The 16,271-nt window shown below is 75.5% G+C and carries 11 protein-coding genes; 3 read left to right on the top strand and 8 right to left on the bottom strand.

The genetic code is table 11. From position 1 onward, the window contains the following. Nucleotides 1-41 precede the first annotated feature (41 nt). The 8 genes from PUR61_RS38345 to eccD all read right to left on the bottom strand — a co-directional run bounded on the left by PUR61_RS38345 (nucleotide 42) and on the right by eccD (nucleotide 7,394). Nucleotides 42-356, bottom strand: coding sequence for a hypothetical protein (locus PUR61_RS38345; protein ID WP_329884416.1), 315 nt, complete (start codon nucleotides 354-356; stop codon nucleotides 42-44). Continuing rightward, entirely contained in the window at nucleotides 349-789 is a 441-nt protein-coding gene (locus tag PUR61_RS38340) for a YbaB/EbfC family nucleoid-associated protein (RefSeq protein WP_329884414.1), read from the bottom strand. Before PUR61_RS38340 ends, PUR61_RS38345 begins: the two co-directional genes overlap by 8 nt. An 86-nt stretch (nucleotides 790-875) precedes the next feature. Then, nucleotides 876-3,065 (bottom strand): hypothetical protein, encoded by a 2,190-nt coding sequence (locus PUR61_RS38335; protein ID WP_329884412.1) that lies wholly within the window; start codon nucleotides 3,063-3,065, stop codon nucleotides 876-878. A 112-nt stretch (nucleotides 3,066-3,177) separates the two neighbouring features. Continuing rightward, nucleotides 3,178-3,600 carry a hypothetical protein gene (locus PUR61_RS38330; RefSeq protein WP_329884410.1) on the bottom strand — a complete coding sequence of 141 codons (423 nt, stop codon included), beginning with the start codon at nucleotides 3,598-3,600 and terminating at the stop codon, nucleotides 3,178-3,180. 26 nt (nucleotides 3,601-3,626) lie between these two features. Beyond that, nucleotides 3,627-3,908, bottom strand: a complete 282-nt coding sequence (locus tag PUR61_RS38325; RefSeq protein ID WP_329884408.1) for a hypothetical protein — start codon at nucleotides 3,906-3,908, stop codon at nucleotides 3,627-3,629. Nucleotides 3,909-3,987: 79 nt separating this feature from the next. Further along, nucleotides 3,988-4,347 carry a WXG100 family type VII secretion target gene (locus PUR61_RS38320; protein WP_329884406.1) on the bottom strand — a complete coding sequence of 120 codons (360 nt, stop codon included), beginning with the start codon at nucleotides 4,345-4,347 and terminating at the stop codon, nucleotides 3,988-3,990. Between the two features lie 121 nt (nucleotides 4,348-4,468). Further along, nucleotides 4,469-5,917, bottom strand: coding sequence for a type VII secretion protein EccB (gene eccB, locus PUR61_RS38315; RefSeq protein ID WP_329884404.1), 1,449 nt, complete (start codon nucleotides 5,915-5,917; stop codon nucleotides 4,469-4,471). Nucleotides 5,918-6,020: 103 nt separating this feature from the next. After that, nucleotides 6,021-7,394 carry a type VII secretion integral membrane protein EccD gene (eccD, locus tag PUR61_RS38310; RefSeq protein ID WP_329884401.1) on the bottom strand — a complete coding sequence of 458 codons (1,374 nt, stop codon included), beginning with the start codon at nucleotides 7,392-7,394 and terminating at the stop codon, nucleotides 6,021-6,023. A 294-nt stretch (nucleotides 7,395-7,688) separates the two neighbouring features. Between eccD and eccCa the strand changes: the two genes are divergently transcribed. The 3 genes from eccCa (at nucleotide 7,689) to PUR61_RS38295 (ending at nucleotide 16,242) form a co-directional block, all read left to right on the top strand. After that, complete coding sequence (gene eccCa / locus PUR61_RS38305; protein WP_329884427.1) at nucleotides 7,689-11,666, top strand: type VII secretion protein EccCa; 3,978 nt, start codon at nucleotides 7,689-7,691, stop codon at nucleotides 11,664-11,666. Between the two features lie 79 nt (nucleotides 11,667-11,745). Further along, nucleotides 11,746-15,114 carry a hypothetical protein gene (locus PUR61_RS38300; protein ID WP_329884399.1) on the top strand — a complete coding sequence of 1,123 codons (3,369 nt, stop codon included), beginning with the start codon at nucleotides 11,746-11,748 and terminating at the stop codon, nucleotides 15,112-15,114. Between the two features lie 141 nt (nucleotides 15,115-15,255). Beyond that, the gene (locus tag PUR61_RS38295; RefSeq protein ID WP_329884397.1) at nucleotides 15,256-16,242 is read left to right on the top strand and encodes a chitosanase; all 987 of its coding nucleotides are present in this window, start codon (nucleotides 15,256-15,258) and stop codon (nucleotides 16,240-16,242) included. The last annotated feature ends 29 nt before the right edge of the window (nucleotides 16,243-16,271 follow it).

Below are 16,271 nucleotides of genomic sequence, written 5' to 3'. Positions count from 1 at the left end.
GTCGTTCCAGGGGTGGTGCGAAGCCTGCCGGTACCTGACGGCTAGCCGTGGTTGGCGATCTCGGTGGCGAGGTCGTCGGCGCGGTCGAGCTTGTCGGCGAGCTTCTCGCCGTTCTCGCCGACCGTGCCGACCACCTCACGGACCTTCTTGATCAGCTCGGTCAGGTTGGTGGTCGGGTCGTCGATCTGCTCGTGGTACTGCTTGCCGATCTCGTCGCTGCCGCCGACCGTCTTGTTGACCCGGTTGATGATCTCGACCTCGGCCTCGATCTCCTTCAGGAGGTTCTTGAGCTCGGTGAACTCGGCGAAGGCCTTCTTCATGTACTCGGTCTTCGCGAGCACGTTGGCGTCAGCCACCGAATTCCTCCTGCTTGCGGGTCTTCTTCTTCTCGACGTCGTCCGCGTAGCCGGGGCGCATCGCCCACAGCGGCTCCAGCAGGTCGTCCAGGTCGCTGCCGCCGGTCATCGACAGGCGCAGGGTGTCGCCGATGCCCTCGAACTCCCGGATCCGGGCGGCGACCTGCTCCCCCACCTTGGCGCGGGCCTCGTTGAGGAGGTCGGTGAGCAGCGCGCCGAGTTCGGCCGGGGCCTTGTCCCGGTAGCCGGTGGTGTGGAAGGTCAGCGCGAGGACCTGGCCCTGGGGGCCGACCTTCACCGTCACCAGGCGGTCCTTGGAGGTGACGGAGGCGGTGAGCTTCTCCAGCTCCGCCTGCGTCTCCTCGGCCTTGGCGAGCTGGTCGCGCATCGCCTCCATGGTCTGGGCGATCTGGTCCGCGAAGGGATTGCTCATGTGTCGTGCTTCCTCGTCGTTTCGTTCCGGTCGGGGTGGTGCGCCGGCCCTGTCGGTCCGGCGCACCGGCGTCGGTGGCCCCGGTCTCAGCGGCCGATGACGCCCTCGACGGCTCCGCTCTCGGTGCCCCAGACCTCTTCGTCCTCGGCCAGCCAGGTGGTGCGCTGGCGGTCCTTCTCGTTGCCGCCCGCACCGGCGCCGCCGCCCATGCCGGGCGGCATCATCGGCGGCATGGCGCCGCCGGAGCTGGTGGCCACCTGGCGGCCGGTCAGCGCCGCCTGTTCGGCCGCCGCGGCGCGGGCCGCGCGCTCGGCCGCCATGCGCTCGGTGGCCGCCTCGGCCGCGGCCTTCAGTCCGCTCGGGTCGCCGCCGGCGGCGAGGCCCCGCGCGCTCGTCCCGCCGACGGCGCCGGTGATCGGGGAGATCCCGCCCGGTCCCGTGAGGAGGGACCCGCCCGAGCCGCCGCCGGCGGAGCCGAGCAGGCCGACACCGCCGAGGCCCGACGCGCCGAGGCCGAAGTCGTTGGGCGCGAGCAGGTCGTCCTCGGTGCTCAGGTAGCTGTGGCCGAGGTCGTCGATGATCTGCCGGCTCTCGGAGACGGGGTTGCCGCGGCCGTCCAGGAGGGTGCCGTCCGGGGCGATGGTGTAGTCCCGGCCGACCACCATCGGGTTGCCGCGGTTGTCCAGGACGGGCCGGCCCTCGCCGTCCACCACCCGGCCGTCCTCGGTGACCCGGGAGCCGGTCGGCACCACGACGTTCCGGCCGCCGGAGCCGCCGGTTCCGCCGCCGACGCCACCGGTCCAGCTGCCGCTCCCGGGGCCGCCGCTCCCGATGCCGCCGAGCAGGTCGGGGACGTGCACGCCCGGGCCGGGGCTGCCCGTCCCGCCGCCCGGCAGGGTCGTTCCGCCACCCGGGAGGATCGGGCCGCTGCCGCCGCTGCCGCCGCCGGTGACGATCTCGGGCGGCTTCACGCCGCCGGGAAGGCTGGTGGGCGGCTTGGTGCCCCCACCGCCACCGCCGCCGGTGTTCCCGCCGATGCCGCCGATCCCGCCGATGCCCCCGGTGCCACTGCCACCGGATCCGCTGCCGCCGGTGCCACCGCCCCCGGCGCCGCCGTCGAGCTTGAACTCCTTGTTGCCGGGGCCGCCGCCGCCGAGGTCGTTCTTCAGGTTGAGGTCGTCCTTGCCGCCGGTGCCGCCCCCGCCGCTCCCGCCGGGCGGGGCGTCCACCTTCGGCGGGACGGGCGGCGGCATCCGCAGGGCGACCCGGGGGTGGTTGCTGTTCATCTGGTTCAGGAGTCTGGTGTAGGCCGATTCGAGGAAGATCAGCGCTCTACCCGCCTCGTTGTCCAGCGGCCGATCGAGGTTGGCCAGCCAGATCTCCTTGCCCCGGACGACGACCTTCTCCCAGAACTCCTTCGTCTGCGGGTCACCGAACGGGGACGCGGTCACCTTGAAGGTCAGGTCCCCGTGCCCGTCCGCGGACGCGATGTCGCTCGACTTGAGGTTCGCGTCGTAGGTGGCCTTGGCCACCGTGTCCTTCCGCCAGCGGACCTCGACCGTGGCGTCCTTGAAGGCGTCGGCCACGGCGTCCTGGAGGGCGTTGGCGGGGTGGGCCAGTCGCATCTGGCGCCACTGGTGGAAAGCCATCTCCAGGGTGGACAGGACGTCCAGCAGAGGATTGACCATCCCGCTCAGCGCGTTCTTGACGCCGTTGTCCGCCAGTTGGCGCTGGAAGCTGGCGATCTCGCCGTGGAAGGCACCGAGCACCGTGTGGAACGCTCCTGCGGCACTGCCCTGCCAGTCCCCGTCCGGGGCGTCGACCTCGTCGACCCAGGTCTTGCTCCTGGTGACCCACTCCTCGAGGAACTTGGAGGCGCGCTCGTGGGCCTCGGCCACGCGCCCGAAGGCGGCCACGTCGAACCGGTCGTTGGCGAACGGCGGATTCCGCAACGGACTGATGATCTTGAGGAACTCGTGCTGCCACCGGTCGAACGGCGAGCCCGCGTTGAGGGTCGAGTAGTCGAAGTTGATCCCGTAGACGTAACTGCCGCGGTAGTCCTCGTTCTCGTACGTGAAGTGGTAGTTCCACCCCCACCAGGCGTCGTGCGGCATACCCTTGCTGTCGGACGTCTTCCACTCGTGGTAGACGGTCGCGTCCCCCATCCCGTCGCCAGGCGTCCACTTGACGTCCTTACCGGCGACCGCGCCGCGGTCGACGAGACTGGTCTGGGTCGACGACGCGAAGATCGCGACGGCGTCCTCGTACTTGCCCACGGTGAACCCCTTCGACTGGACCGGCGCGGTCGGATCGGATCGGCCCCGGAGGGTCGGTGGTGCGGGCCGGCCTGCGCCTGGACCGGCCCGCGTGAGGGCACTGCGGCCGGGGTCAGCGGCCCCCGGCGCCGGGAACGACGTTGTTGAGCAGGTACATCAGCTCGGCCACGCTGATGGCGTCCTCCTCGCCGTTCTGCAGGATGAGGTCGGCATCCTTGAGGTCCAGCTTCATGTCCGTGGCCTGCTTGTTGATGGTTCCGAAGCCGGCGTTGACCGCGCCGAAGTAGTTCTTGAACGCGGTGGCGAGGAGCCCGATGGACGGAGCGCTCGCGCTCGGGTTCCCCGCCAGCAGGTGCGACGGGCGTCCTGTGCTCGTCGTGCCGCCGTCGGTCGCGTAGAGACCGATGTCGAGGACGTACGAGTTCTGCGTGAACCCGTCGATGAGTGCCTGGAGCTTCTGGTTCGCGAAGTCCGCGACATAGCCTTCGGTGATCTTGGTGACGCCGTTTCCGTCACCGGACTCGTTGCCTGCCATGGCGTGTCAGTCCCGTCCGTCGGTCGTCAGCCGATGCCCCGGCCGGCCTCGAAGTCCGCGCTCCAGAGGATGTGGTGGATCTTCGCGAGGTCCTGGGTGGCGGAGTTGATGTCACCGATCATCACCCCGTCCTTCGTACGGAGGGCCTCGGAGAGGTTCTCCGCGGCGGTGGAGAAGACACCGAGGAGGGGACCGCCGTAGAAGCTGTCCAGCTTCTGCTTGGTGATGCGCATCGCGTCCTCCATCCGCTCGGCCGTGTCGCTGAGGTACTGGATGGCGGCCTCGACGCCCGCGTGCTCGACGAACACTTCGCTGACTCCCGTTTCGTTGGAGAGGGGGAACGGCCGGGCAGCGCGCCCGGGCCGGTGGGACTTCGGTTTCGGTCGCCTACTTGGGCGGGTTCAGGGCGTCCTTGATCGGGTCGTACCCGTCGGGGCTCTTGTTGGCGACCGACAGGGCGTTCTCCTCGGCGGCGTTGAAGGTGTTCTCACCGGCCGCCAGCTTGCCCAGGAAGTCGTTGTAGAGGCCGATCACCTCCTGGTACTTCCGCTGCCAGTCCCCGATCTTCTGCACGAAGACGACACTCGACTTGGCCTGGAACTTGGTCTCCAGCTCCTGGATGCTCATGTCGATGTCCCGCTTGACGCCCTCCATGACCCCCATCTGCGACTCGATGGTGCTCTTCACGGCCTGGATGGAGGCCGGATCCGCCTTCGTGACGGCATTCGGGTTCGTGCTGTTGGCCATCGCGGTCCCTCTCGCGTCGGACGTCTCTCTGCCGGGCCCGCCGCACGGGCGGGCCCACCAGGCTGAACGGCCCCGGGGGTCCGGCCGGTTCAGCGCCCCCCGCGGACGGCGGCGGACCGCCTCAGCGCGCGCACTTGCCGTCGGTCGCGGGCGGCTGGACGAGCCCCGTCCCGGTGAGCGCCGCCGGGTCCAGGCTCGGTCCGGCCGGCAGCAGCGCCAGCAGCCGGCTCGGGACGGCCACCGGGGCGGCCCCGGCGTAGCCGAGGCGTTCGACGGCGTCCGGGGTCATCGGGAACCGCACCCCGTTGTCGGTGACCAGGTACAGCGTCGAGCCCTGACCGCCCCCGGACAGGGACCGCACCAGCGCGCCGCCGCCGGGCCGGACGACGATCCGGTCGGCGGGGGTGCAGCTGGGGACGACGCCCGGCTCGGCCACCGGCGGCAGGCCGAGGACGGCGGTGGCGTCCGGCATCCGCAGGTCGACCTCGCCCGCACCGGCGGCGGGCAGCCCGGCGCAGAGTGCCTGCCCGGGGCCGGGGGTGGCCAGCACCGGGGGCCGTTCGGGCAGGCCGGCCGGTGCGAGTTCGGCGGTGACGGCGGTGGGCGCGGAGTGGGCGGCGAGGTCGGCGGCGCCGACCGGGGCGGTGGCCACCGCGCCGCCGCCGTAGGACTCCTTCTGGGTGCGCGGGTCGCCCTGGAGGAGGGCGAGCAGGGTGGCGCCGACCGGCACCAGCCCCTGGCCGGTGAGGACGAAGCGGTCCTCACCGCTGCCCGCGAACAGCTGGCCGACCCTGGTGGGCCGTCCGGAGAGGTCGGGCCCGGCCGTGCCCCGGCCCGGCAGGTCCGGGGAGCGCAGGTCGGGCCCGGCGGCGAAGGTCTGGAGGAAGGCCGCGGTCACGGGGACGGGCACGGCCGCCGTGTAGCCGAGCGCGCGCACGGCGCCGCCCTGGACGTCCAGCGCGTGGCGGCGGCCGTACCGGAGCAGCTGCGGGGCGCCGTCGGGGGCGGCCACCAGCACGGCCCGGTCACCGATGGAGCCGTTCCCCGGCCGGGAGCCGACGGCGAGCGAGAGCAGCGGCGCGGGCCTCCCCCCGGACGCGCCGACGGCCTGGACCGTGCAGGCGAGCCAGTCGGAGCGGTCCAGCGAGGCGGGCGCGGGCAGGCCGTCGGGGGCTCCGACGATCCCGACCGGGCCGCCCCGGTCGGTGCCCTCCAGGGAGCGGCGGGAGACCTCGTCGACCTTCAGCTGGTCGCCCGCCAGCAGCCGGGCACTGGCCTGGTTCAGGACGGGGTGCAGCAGCCCGCCGGCGTAGAGGTAACGGGTGCCGGTCTCCTTGACCACCACCACGGTGCCGGGTTTGCGCCAGCCGGTCGCGCCACCGGGCTTGACCAGTCCGTAGACGCCCGCGCCGACGCCGACCAGCAGGGCGATCGCCAGACCGATGGCGATGCCCCGGTTGGTCCGGCCGACCGGGCTGTCGGGGGCGTCCGGCTCGGCCCGCAGCATGCCGGCGGAGACCCGGCCCGTCACGAAGAGGTGGGCCTGTACCTGGTCACGGCGGGACTGCATGCGGTGGTCCTCCTGCGGGGCGTGGCGGCCGGTACGGACGGCGGGCCCGGCCGTCGTCGGCGTGCGGTGGGCCCCGGCCGGGCGGGCCCCTGTCGGGGGCGGCTCAGCCGCCGAGCCCCCGCATGGTCCGGTAGAAGCCGAGGACCTGGAGGGCGAGGGGCAGCAGCGCGATGGCGGCCAGCGAGTGCGTCAGGTCGCCGGCCCGGCCCCAGTACGGCAGCAGGCGCCGCCCCGGGACGGTCCAGGCGACGACGGCCAGCCCGAGGGCGGCCAGCAGCAGTACGGCGAACAGCACGAGCCGCCCCGTGCGGTCGCTGTCCAGGCCGATCCGCGCGGCCAGCAGGGTCAGGCCCAGTACGCCGGGGAGCAGCACGGCGAGCCGCTGGCGGATGCTGCCGATGTCCCGGGCGTGCAGCAGGAGCAGCGCCGACAGGTCGGCGGCCATCACCGGTGTGCCCCAGCCGGTGTCCCCGACCCCGGCCAGGACGACGAGCGCCGCCGCGCAGACGGCGCCGACGGCCGTCAGGAAGGCGGACAGGTAGCCGTCGGCGACCGTGCTCCGGGCGAGCACGTCCTCGGCGGGGAAGGGCTCGATCTCCTCCTGGAGCTCGTCGGCGTTGCGGGGCAGCGCGGGCAGCCGCAGGCCGGAGAGCTTGAAGGCGAGGCCCGGCACGAAGGCGCCCAGCAGCACCGCGGCGGCGGCGACCAGCGCGGCGATGCCGGTGACGGCCATGCCGCAGGCGGCCAGCGCCCCCGCGCCGAGGACGAGCACGGCAGCCACCAGCAGGCCGGGGAAGAACGCGCCGCCGCCGACCGCGACCAGCGCCACCACCGCGCCGCCCACCGCCGCCGATCCGCCGGCGAGCAGCCGGGTCGGGCCGTCGAGTCCGGGCACCAGCGCGGCCGCGGCGGCCGCGTACGCGACGGCGGCGGTGCCCAGCGCGGTGCCGGCCGGCGCGTCACCGACCGCGCGGGAGGCCGCGGCGGCGCCACCGAACAGCAGCAGGGCGGCGACGGCCGCGCAGACGCAGCGCACGCCCTCGGGTCCGGGCAGGGCCAGCAGCAGCAGGCCGCCGACGAGCGCGAGCAGGGTGAGGGCGAGGGCCAGGTGGTGGGTGACGGCGGGGCGCCAGGAGTCGCCGCGGGCGATCACGCCGGTGCGGACGCCGTCCACCAGGTCGTCGAAGTGCACCTCCGGCAGGGCGTCCCGGCGCGGGCGCAGGAACAGCTCCTCGCCGTCGCGGACGGCGAGGGCCTCCAGGGTGAGCTCCTCGTCGAAGGGTTCGCCGCCGAGGCGCTGGAGCACCCAGCCGTCGTGCTCGACGCCGCTCTCCTCGACGGCCGTGCCCGCGTAGCCGACCACGGTCGGCATCAGGTCGGCGAGGACGACGTCCCCGGGCACGGCCAGTTCGAACGCGGCCTCGGGTGCGCGGAATCTCAGCCTGCACAGTCCGGTCGCCGCCACTGCACCGCTCACCTGTCGTGCCCCTCCTCCGCCGGGCCGGGCCTGGCCGGTCTCCCACAGGCCACTACGGGCGGCGGGGGCCCGGCGGTTCACCGGGCCGGACCCGGCCGTCCGCCGGGCCCGGTGAACCGCGCGCGGAGTGCGGGCCGTAGGCCAGGGTGCGGTCCCCGTGCCGCCGCCACCCGGTCCGGGCGGGTCCCGGCCGGGCCGCCCGGCGGTCCGCCCGCCCCGGGGAGGCGCAGTGAGAGGAGAACCCCGTTGAGTGTGGTCGTGGTCGACCGTCCGCCCCGGCGTCCCGGACCGGAGATGCCGGACGGGGAGATCCAGCTGCAGGAGCCGCCCGGCCTGCCGGAGCCGCAGAGCGGGATCTCCCAGATGCTCACGATGGCCCCGATGGCGCTCAGCTCGCTCTCGATGGTGATGATCTTCCTCAACCCGAACGGCGGGGGCGGGCCGCTCCAGTACGTCGCGATGGGCATGATGGGCCTCTCCGCGGTCGGCATGCTGGTGACCCAGCTGATCCGCAGCTCCGGGGACCGCAAGCGGCAGCTGCGCGGGGAGCGCCGCGACTACCTGCGCTACCTCGCCCAGATGCGCCGCCAGGTCCGCCGGCACGTCGTCAACCAGCGGCTGGCGCTGGCCTGGCGCCACCCCGGGCCCGGCACGCTCGCCTCACTGGTGCGCACCTCCCGGCTCTGGGAGCGGCGCTCCTCCCACCCGGACTTCGGCGACGTACGGATCGCGACCGGGCCGCAGCGGCTGGCGGTGCGGCTGGCCCCGCTGGCCACCAAGCCGATCGAGGACCTGGAGCCGCTCTGCGCGCACGCGCTGCGCCGCTTCATCCACGCGTACGGGTCGATCGCCGGGCAGCCGATCGCGGTGCACGTGCGCGGCTACGCCCAGGTGCTGGTGCGGTGCGCCGCCCCGGAGGACCAGGACGACGGCGGAGCCGACGAGCCCGATCGGGAGCCGGCCCGCGCGCTGGCCCGGGCGATGCTCGCCCAGCTCGCCTTCTTCCACGCCCCGGACGAGCTGCGGATCGCCGCCGCCGTCGCGCCCGAGCGGCGCGCGGACTGGTCCTGGCTCAAGTGGCTGCCGCACGCCCTGCACCCGACCGAGACCGACGGTGCCGGGCCGGTCCGCCTGGTGGCCGGCTCGATGGTGGAGCTGGAGCAGCTGCTGGGGCCGGAGTTCGCCGAGCGCCCGCCGTACGAGCCGGAGGCGCAGCCCGCGCGCGACGAGCCGTTCACGGTGATCGTGCTCGACGGCGTCCGGCTGTCCTCCGGGAGCCGGGCCGCGCTGGCCGGCTACCGCAACGCCGTCCTGCTGGACGTCGGCGAGGCGCTGGAGTGGAAGCACAACCGGTTCCGGCTGCGCCTGCGGATCACCGACGGCGAGCTGGAGCTGGTCGGCGCCGACCGCAACCGCAACGACGAGGTCACCCCGCTCGGGCGCCCGGACGCGCTGGAGGTACCCGCCGTCCGCCGGTTCGCCACCACGCTGGCGCCCTTCCGGCTGGGCGACTCGGTGGACACCGCCGAGCCGCTGAACACCGACTTCGACCTGACCGCCCTGCTCGGCATCCGCGACCTCCACCAGCACGACGTCCGCCGGGCCTGGGCGGACCGCGGACGGACGAGCCGGCTGCGCGTCCCGCTCGGGCTCGGCGCCGACGGCTCCCCCGTCGACCTCGACCTCAAGGAGTCCGCCCAGGGCGGCATGGGCCCGCACGGCATGCTGATCGGCGCCACCGGCTCCGGCAAGTCCGAACTGCTGCGCACCCTCGTCCTCGCGCTCGCGCTGACCCACTCCTCGGAGACGCTCAACTTCGTCCTGGTCGACTTCAAGGGCGGCGCGACCTTCCTCGGCCTGGACCGGCTGCCGCACACCTCGGCGGTGATCACCAACCTCGCCGACGAGGCCGCCCTGGTCGACCGGATGCGCGACGCCCTGCACGGCGAGATGAACCGCCGCCAGGAGCTGCTGCGCGCCTCCGGCAACTACAGCTCGCTGCTGGACTACGAGGCCGCCCGGGCCGCCGGGACCCAGCTCGACCCGCTGCCGACGCTGTTCGTCGTCGTCGACGAGTTCAGCGAACTGCTCTCCGCGCACCGCGACTTCATGGACCTGTTCATCATGATCGGCCGGCTCGGCCGGTCCCTGGGCGTCCACCTGCTGCTCGCCTCGCAGCGCCTGGACGAGGGCCGGATGCACGCGCTGGAGTCCCACCTCTCCTACCGGATCGCGCTGCGGACCTTCTCCGCCATGGAGAGCCGCGGCGTGCTCGGCGTGCCGGACGCCTACCAGCTCCCCTCGCAGCCCGGCAACGGCATCCTGCGCAGCGACATCGCCACGCTCACCCGCTTCAAGGCGTCCTACGTGTCCGGCCCCTACCGCAGCCGGCGCGGCGCCGCCCAGCAGGCCGCGGCCGCCGGGCAGATCGTCCCGTACGACACCGCGTACGTGACGCCCAACCGGCCCGCGCCGGAGCCGATCGAGCCGGAGGCGCGCGAGGAGGAGGCCACCGTCACCCTGCTGGAGCTGGCCGCCGAGCGGCTGCTCGACGCCGGACCGCCCGCCCACCAGGTCTGGCTGCCGCCGCTGGAGGTCCCGCCGACCCTGGACGAGCTGCTCCCGCCGCTCGCCCCGAGCGAGGCCCACGGCCTGACCCCGGACGGGTGGCCCGACCGGGGCCGGCTCACCGTCCCGGTCGGTGTGGTCGACCGCCCGTTCCAGCAGCTGCGCGAGATCTACACGGCCGACCTGTCCGGTGCCGGCGGCCACGTCGGCATCGCGGGCGGCCCGCAGAGCGGCAAGAGCACCCTGCTGCGGACGCTGGTCACCGCGCTGGCCCTGACCCACACGCCGCAGGAGGTGCAGTTCTACTGCCTCGACTTCGGCGGCGGCACGCTGGCCGCCCTGCGCGGCCTGCCGCACCTCGGCGGCGTCACCGGGCGGCACGACCCCGAGCGGATCGGCCGCACGCTCGCCGAGGTGGCCGGGGTGATCAGCCGCCGCGAGCAGAGCTTCGCCCGGCTGGGCATCGACTCGATGACGACGTTCCGCCGGCGGCGGGCCGCCGGGGACCCGGAGCTGGCCGACGAGCGGTACGGGGACGTGTTCCTGGTCGTCGACGGCTGGAACACCGTGCGCCAGGACTTCCCCGACTACGTCTCCGTCTTCAACCTGATCGCCGGACGCGGTCTGAACTACGGCGTCCACCTCGTCATCGCGGCGGCCCGCTGGGGCGAGATCCTCGGCGGCCTGCGCGACCAGCTCGGCACCCGCTTCGAGCTGCGGCTCGGTGACTCGATCGACTCGATGATCAACATGCGGGCCGCGGCGACCGTCCCCCGGATCCCCGGCCGGGGTCTCACCGAGGACCGCCTGCACTTCCTGACCGCGCTGCCCCGGATCGACGGCGTCGGGACCACCGAGGACCTCGCCGAGGGCGTCGCCGACCTGGTGGACGCCGTCAACGAGCACTGGACCGGCCCCCGCGCCCCCGAGGTCCGGATGCTGCCGCTGCTGCTCGACGCCGCCGACCTGCCCGCCCCCGAGGGGCGGCTGCGGGTCCCGCTCGGGCTGGAGGACACCGCCATCGCGCCGCTCTGGCACGACTTCGAGGAGAGCCCGCACCTGCTGGTGGTCGGCGACAGCGAGAGCGGCAAGACCAACCTGCTGCGGCTGATGATCAAGGCCATCACCACCGCGTACACCCCCGCCGAGGCCCGCATCATGCTGATCGACTTCCGGCGCGACCTCTACGACAGCCTGCCGGAGGAGTACCGGCTCGGTTACGCCGTCTCGGTGGACGTGGTCAAGCAGATCGTCTCCGGGGCCGCCCGGGCGATGGAGGCCCGCGTTCCGGGCGAGGACATCAGCCCGGCCCGGCTGCGGCTGCGCGACTGGTGGACGGGGCCCGAACTGTTCGTGATCGTCGACGACCTCGACCTCGTCCCGGCCTCCGGGCCGAACCCGTTCGAACCGCTGCTCGGACACCTCGCCCAGGGCTCCGAGCTGGGCCTGCACCTGGTGATCGCCCGCGCCGCCAACGGGATCGGGCGGGCCTACTCCGATCCGGTGCTGCGCCGGCTCCAGGACATCAACACCCCGGTGACGCTGCTCTCCTGCCCACCCAGCGAGGGCACGATCTTCGGCAACGTCAAGCCGCGCCAGCTGCCGCCCGGCCGGGCCCTGCACATCACCCGGCGGCGGACGGTCCAGCTCCAGACCGCCCTGGTCGCGGAGCCGGACGCCGGGGCCGACGGGGCGGCCGGGTGACCGCCGCCGGGCGGCGGGCGGACCGCCCGCCCCGCGCGGCGGTGAACCGGCCGCCCGGCGGCGCCCGTAGTCCAAGGCGATGAGCCTCTCCCGCACCGGCACGCCCTCCGGCGACCCCGCGCCGCCGGCCGAACCCCGCCGCCGGTTCGCCCTCCGGCGCGGGCCGCGCCGTGCGCTGCCCGCGGGCGAGGCCGGCGCGCCCGCCCCGGCCGCCGGGACCGCCCCGCCGCCCTCCACCGCGCCGTCCTCCAGCGCGTCGGCACCGTCCACCGCGCTGTCGCCCTCGCCGTCGGCGTCGGCGGCCCCGGTGCCGGCGCCCTCCGTGCTCCGCCCGGTCGGACCGCACTTCGTCATCGCCCCGGCCACCGCCCGCGACGACGAGCTGTCGGCCGCCATCGGCGCGCTCCGGCCCGTCCCGGACGCGGTCGTCGTGGTCGCCGCCGCGCCCGACTCGGCCAAGGTCCTGCGCGACCGGATGGCGGACCTCGGCGTGGTCGCCCGGGCCCGCGGCGCCGGCAGCCTGGTCCTCGCCGCCTCCGGGCTGGCCGCGCTCGCCCCCAACGGCCGCCGTCCGGCGGAGATCGTCGCCGAGCGGGCGGGCCTGCCGGTCGTCGCGCCGGACGGCCTGGTGGAGATCACCGCCGCCGGGAACCTCAAGGTCACCAGCCCCGAGGGCGCGACCGAAGCCGCCTCCTGGTGGCGGTGCGAGGCCGGGGCACCGCCCCGCCGGGTCCGCGAGACCATCGGCGCCGCGACAGCGGTCGGGAGCCCGACGACCGCCGCCGGCGCCGAACCCGCCGTCCTGCACGGTCCGGCCGGACGCGCCGACGGTCTCACCGCCGGGTCCCGGGGCGACGCCGTCCGGATCCTCCGGCTCCCCACCGGCTTCTGGCTCACCGACCCGGCGTCCCGGACCGGCGGGCCGCTCCCCGACCTCGGGCTGGCCGCCGCGCCGCCCGGCCACACCGTCCTCCTGATCGGCACCCCGGACCGGCCCGTCCTGCTGCCGGACGACTTCGCGGACGCCGTGCTCTCGCTGCCGCTGGGCACCGACCGGCCGCTGGTCAGCGCCCCGTGGGCGGCCCCCGACCAGCTGGCCGCGCTCACCGGCGCGCTGGCGGCCAGGACGGCCCGGCCGGTGCAGGCCGCGATCGGCCTGCCCGTCCTCGGCCCGGGCGGCCCCACCTCCCGGATCCTGGACCGGCACGGCCGGGCCGGCTGGGAACCCTTCCTGCTGCGCCTCGCCACCGCCCCCGGCCGCCCCACCACCCCCGCCGCGTGGCGCAACGGCGGCGCCGACTGGAAGACCGCCGGTCCGGCGGTCTTCGAGGCGTTCCCCTTCTGGGTCCTGGAGGCCGTCCCGGCCGGTCTCTGGCTGCGCCCCGAACCGCCGCACGTCCTCACCCCCCGGTTCCGGCGGCCCGAGCCGGCCCGCCCGCTGCTGATCGTCGGGGAGCGCGACCGCCCGATCCCGCCCGACGTGTTCGAGGAGCTCGGCGCCCTGCTCGACCGGCTCCCGGCGGTCGGCGCCGAGGGGTTCGGGCTGCTGGCGCACGGTCTGCTGGAGCCGTCCGCCGAGCGGGTCGCCCGGTTCGTCGCCCGGATGCACGAGCTGGACTGGCTCGGGGCGGAGCAGCCCCTCACCGGGCCGCCCGCCGTGGCACCCGTGGCCTACGGGATCGGCGGCACGGGCCGCCCGCAGCGACCGGCCGCGGCCGCCCGCCCGGAGTGGCTCGCCGCCGGACCGGCCGGCACCCCGGCCGTTCCCGGCCCCACGGCGACGGCCGCCCTCGGGCCCGCCCCGGCGGCGGTGCAGGCCGGCCCCGAGCCGCTCACCGGCTCCGAGGCGCCGGTGCGGCCGGACTCGGCGGGACCGGCGCCCGCCGAGTCCGAGCCGGTGGCGCCCGCACCCGTCCCCCTGCCCACACCCGTCCGGGCCACCTCCGCTCCCGCCACCGGCACCTCCGCCGCGGTGGCCCCCTCCCGCCGGACCTCGTCCTCGACCGGCGACCCGGCCCGGGACCCGGCCGCCGGTCCGGCCGCCGGTCCGGCCGGCGACCCCGCCGGGACGGCGGTCGGCGGGAGCGGCACCGCCGCTGCCGCGGCGGGCTCGAACGCCGATCCGTGGCCCCGGCCGGCCGAACCGCTCACCCGCACCGCGACCAGCGGTGGCACCCCGGGTCTCTTCCGGGTGCCGGAGGTCCCTCCGGTCGAGCCGCCCACCGGGCCGGACGAGGACGGGCCGGACACCACCGCCGCACCGGAGGCGGACGAGCCCGTAGGCCGGACCGAGGACCCGCCGACCACCGCGGAACCGGGCGAGGGGGCGTCCGCTGCCGAGTCGTCCGCCGGCGAGGCGCCCTCCCCGGTGGTGCCCGTCGGCGGACCGGAGGGCACCGACCCGCCCCGCGCCGGCCTGCCGGAGTCCGCCGCCGAGGCCGAGGCCGGGCCCGAGGCCGCGCCCGACGCCGGACCACCCGCCGTCCCGTCCCCCGGCAGCACGCGCGAAGGCGCGCCTCCCGGCGGCACGACGCCCGAGGCGCCCGTCGGCCCTCCGCCGGCCCGGCTCTTCCGCACCGACGAGTACCCGCCCCCGGTCACCGCCAGCTCCCCCGCCGACCGGGACGCCGTCCGCACGCTGCTCGGCGAGCACTACCACCGCTGCACCGGCCGCCTGGAGCAGCTCGCCACCCGGCTGCCCGGCCTGCGGTCCACCTCGAAGGACGACCTCAAGCCCGACCTGGCCGCCGTCCTGCTCCACCACGACGGCGCGGGCATCCCCGCGACACGCGCGGACCTGGTGACCGCCGCGCGCTCCGGCGACCCGGCGCTGAGGCCGTTCCTCCGATGCCTCGGCTCCGGCCTGCGGCGGCTCCCGAGCCACCACGGCGCGGTGCTGCTCGGCGCGGACCCCGCGCTGGACCCGGAGTCCGTCCTCGCCCTCTATCCGGCCGGCCTGGAGTTCCGGGAGCCCGCGCCGCTGGCCGGACTGGCCGCGGCCGGGGCGGAGCTGCCGGGTTGCTCCGTCGAGTTCCTCGTGTGGTCGGCCACCGGGCGGCGCACGTCCGTCTTCGACTCCGGCGACGGGCTGCCGCAGGCGGTGTTCGCGCCCGGTACGGCGTTCACCGTCGTCGGCACGGTGGCGGCCGAGGCCGACCGGCCGGCCGGCGTCCTCCTGCGCGAAACCGGCGGCGACCCGGCCGAGCGCGATCGCAGCGCCCTCACCAGGCTGCGGTCGTGGCTGGAGCGCCGTGCGGCGATGCCCCCGGCCGAGCGGCCCCGGGCGGAGTCCCCCGAGCGTTTCCTCCTCACCCCGGGGGTCGAGCCGGAGGCCGGTGCCCGCCGGCCGTCCGGGCACCCCGGCCCCGAGTACCCGGACGGCGAACTCCCCGACCCCGCCGAGCCCGTGGGCGCCGCCGGACCTCCGGAGGCCACCGCACCGCGGTGAACCCGGTGGCGCCCGGCACCCGTTCCCCAGGCGGACGCCACCGGCGCCCGCCCGACCCGCAGACGCCCGACCCGCAGACGCCCGACCCGCCGACACGACGCCCGACCAGCCGACGCCCGCCCCGCCGACCCCGGAGCCCCGATGCCGACCCGGCCCACCCGAGCCGCAGTGCCGCCCGCCCTGACCGCTCTCCTCCTGGCCGCGGTGCTCCCCGCGCTCCCGGCCGCCGCCGCACCCGCACCGACGACCCCACCCAGCGCGTCCCCCTCCGCCGCGTCCCCGTCCGCCGCGACCGTCCCGCCGGCCGACGGCAGGGGCCGGCCCCACCGCACCACCCAGCCCGCCGCCAAGCCCGGCGGCGACCCCACCGGCAGCCCCACCACCAAGCCGACCGGCCGCCCCTCCGGTCCCGCCACCGGCGACCTCACCGACCCGTCCCTCAAGGACCTCGCCCAGCAGATCGTCTCCAGCGCGGAGAACTCGTCGCTCGACTGGAAGGCCCAGTTCGGCTACATCGAGGACATCAAGGACGGCCGCGGCTACACCGCCGGCATCGTCGGCTTCTGCTCCGGAACCGGCGACATGCTCGAACTCGTCCGCCACTACCGCACGCTGAAGCCCGACAACGTGCTCGCCAAGTACCTCCCCGCCCTGGAGAAGCTCGACGGGTCCGGCTCCCACGCCGGGCTCGACCCGGACTTCACCGCCGACTGGAAGCGGGCCGTCCAGGACCCGACCTTCCGCAAGGCCCAGGAGGACGAACGCGACCGCGTCTACTTCGACCCGGCCGTCGCCCAGGCCAAGTCCGACGGCCTGCACGCCCTCGGCCAACTCGCCTACTACGACGCCATCGTCATGCACGGGCCGGGCAACAGCTCCGACAGCTTCGGCGGGATCCGGGCCGCCGCGCTGCGCAAGGCCAAGCCCCCGGCCCAGGGCGGTGACGAGAAGACCTACCTCGCCGCCTTCCTCGACGCCCGCGCCGCCGCCATGCGCACCGAGGCCGCCCACTCCGACACCAGCCGCGTCGACACCGCCCAGCGCGTCTTCCTGGAGGCGGGCAACCTCGACCTCCACACCCCGCTGCGCTGGAAGGTGTACGGGCAGTCCTTCCACATCGACGGGTAGCGCCCGCCGGCCGGCGGTGCCTCCGGAGT

This window comes from Streptomyces sp. BE20 (assembly GCF_036322525.1).
Lineage (GTDB): Bacteria > Actinomycetota > Actinomycetes > Streptomycetales > Streptomycetaceae > Kitasatospora.
This window is presented reverse-complemented; position numbering and strand designations above follow the sequence as displayed.

What these genes read in the sequence shown, in the direction of transcription:
- eccB (WP_329884404.1), bottom strand. Translation starts at nt 5,917, where the DNA reads ATGCAGTCCCGCCGTGACCAGGTACAGGCCCACCTCTTCGTGACGGGC.
- PUR61_RS38300 (WP_329884399.1), top strand. Translation starts at nt 11,746, where the DNA reads ATGAGCCTCTCCCGCACCGGCACGCCCTCCGGCGACCCCGCGCCGCCG.
- PUR61_RS38295 (WP_329884397.1), top strand. Translation starts at nt 15,256, where the DNA reads ATGCCGACCCGGCCCACCCGAGCCGCAGTGCCGCCCGCCCTGACCGCT.
- eccCa (WP_329884427.1), top strand. Translation starts at nt 7,689, where the DNA reads ATGCCGGACGGGGAGATCCAGCTGCAGGAGCCGCCCGGCCTGCCGGAG.
- PUR61_RS38340 (WP_329884414.1), bottom strand. Translation starts at nt 789, where the DNA reads ATGAGCAATCCCTTCGCGGACCAGATCGCCCAGACCATGGAGGCGATG.
- PUR61_RS38330 (WP_329884410.1), bottom strand. Translation starts at nt 3,600, where the DNA reads ATGGCAGGCAACGAGTCCGGTGACGGAAACGGCGTCACCAAGATCACC.
- PUR61_RS38320 (WP_329884406.1), bottom strand. Translation starts at nt 4,347, where the DNA reads ATGGCCAACAGCACGAACCCGAATGCCGTCACGAAGGCGGATCCGGCC.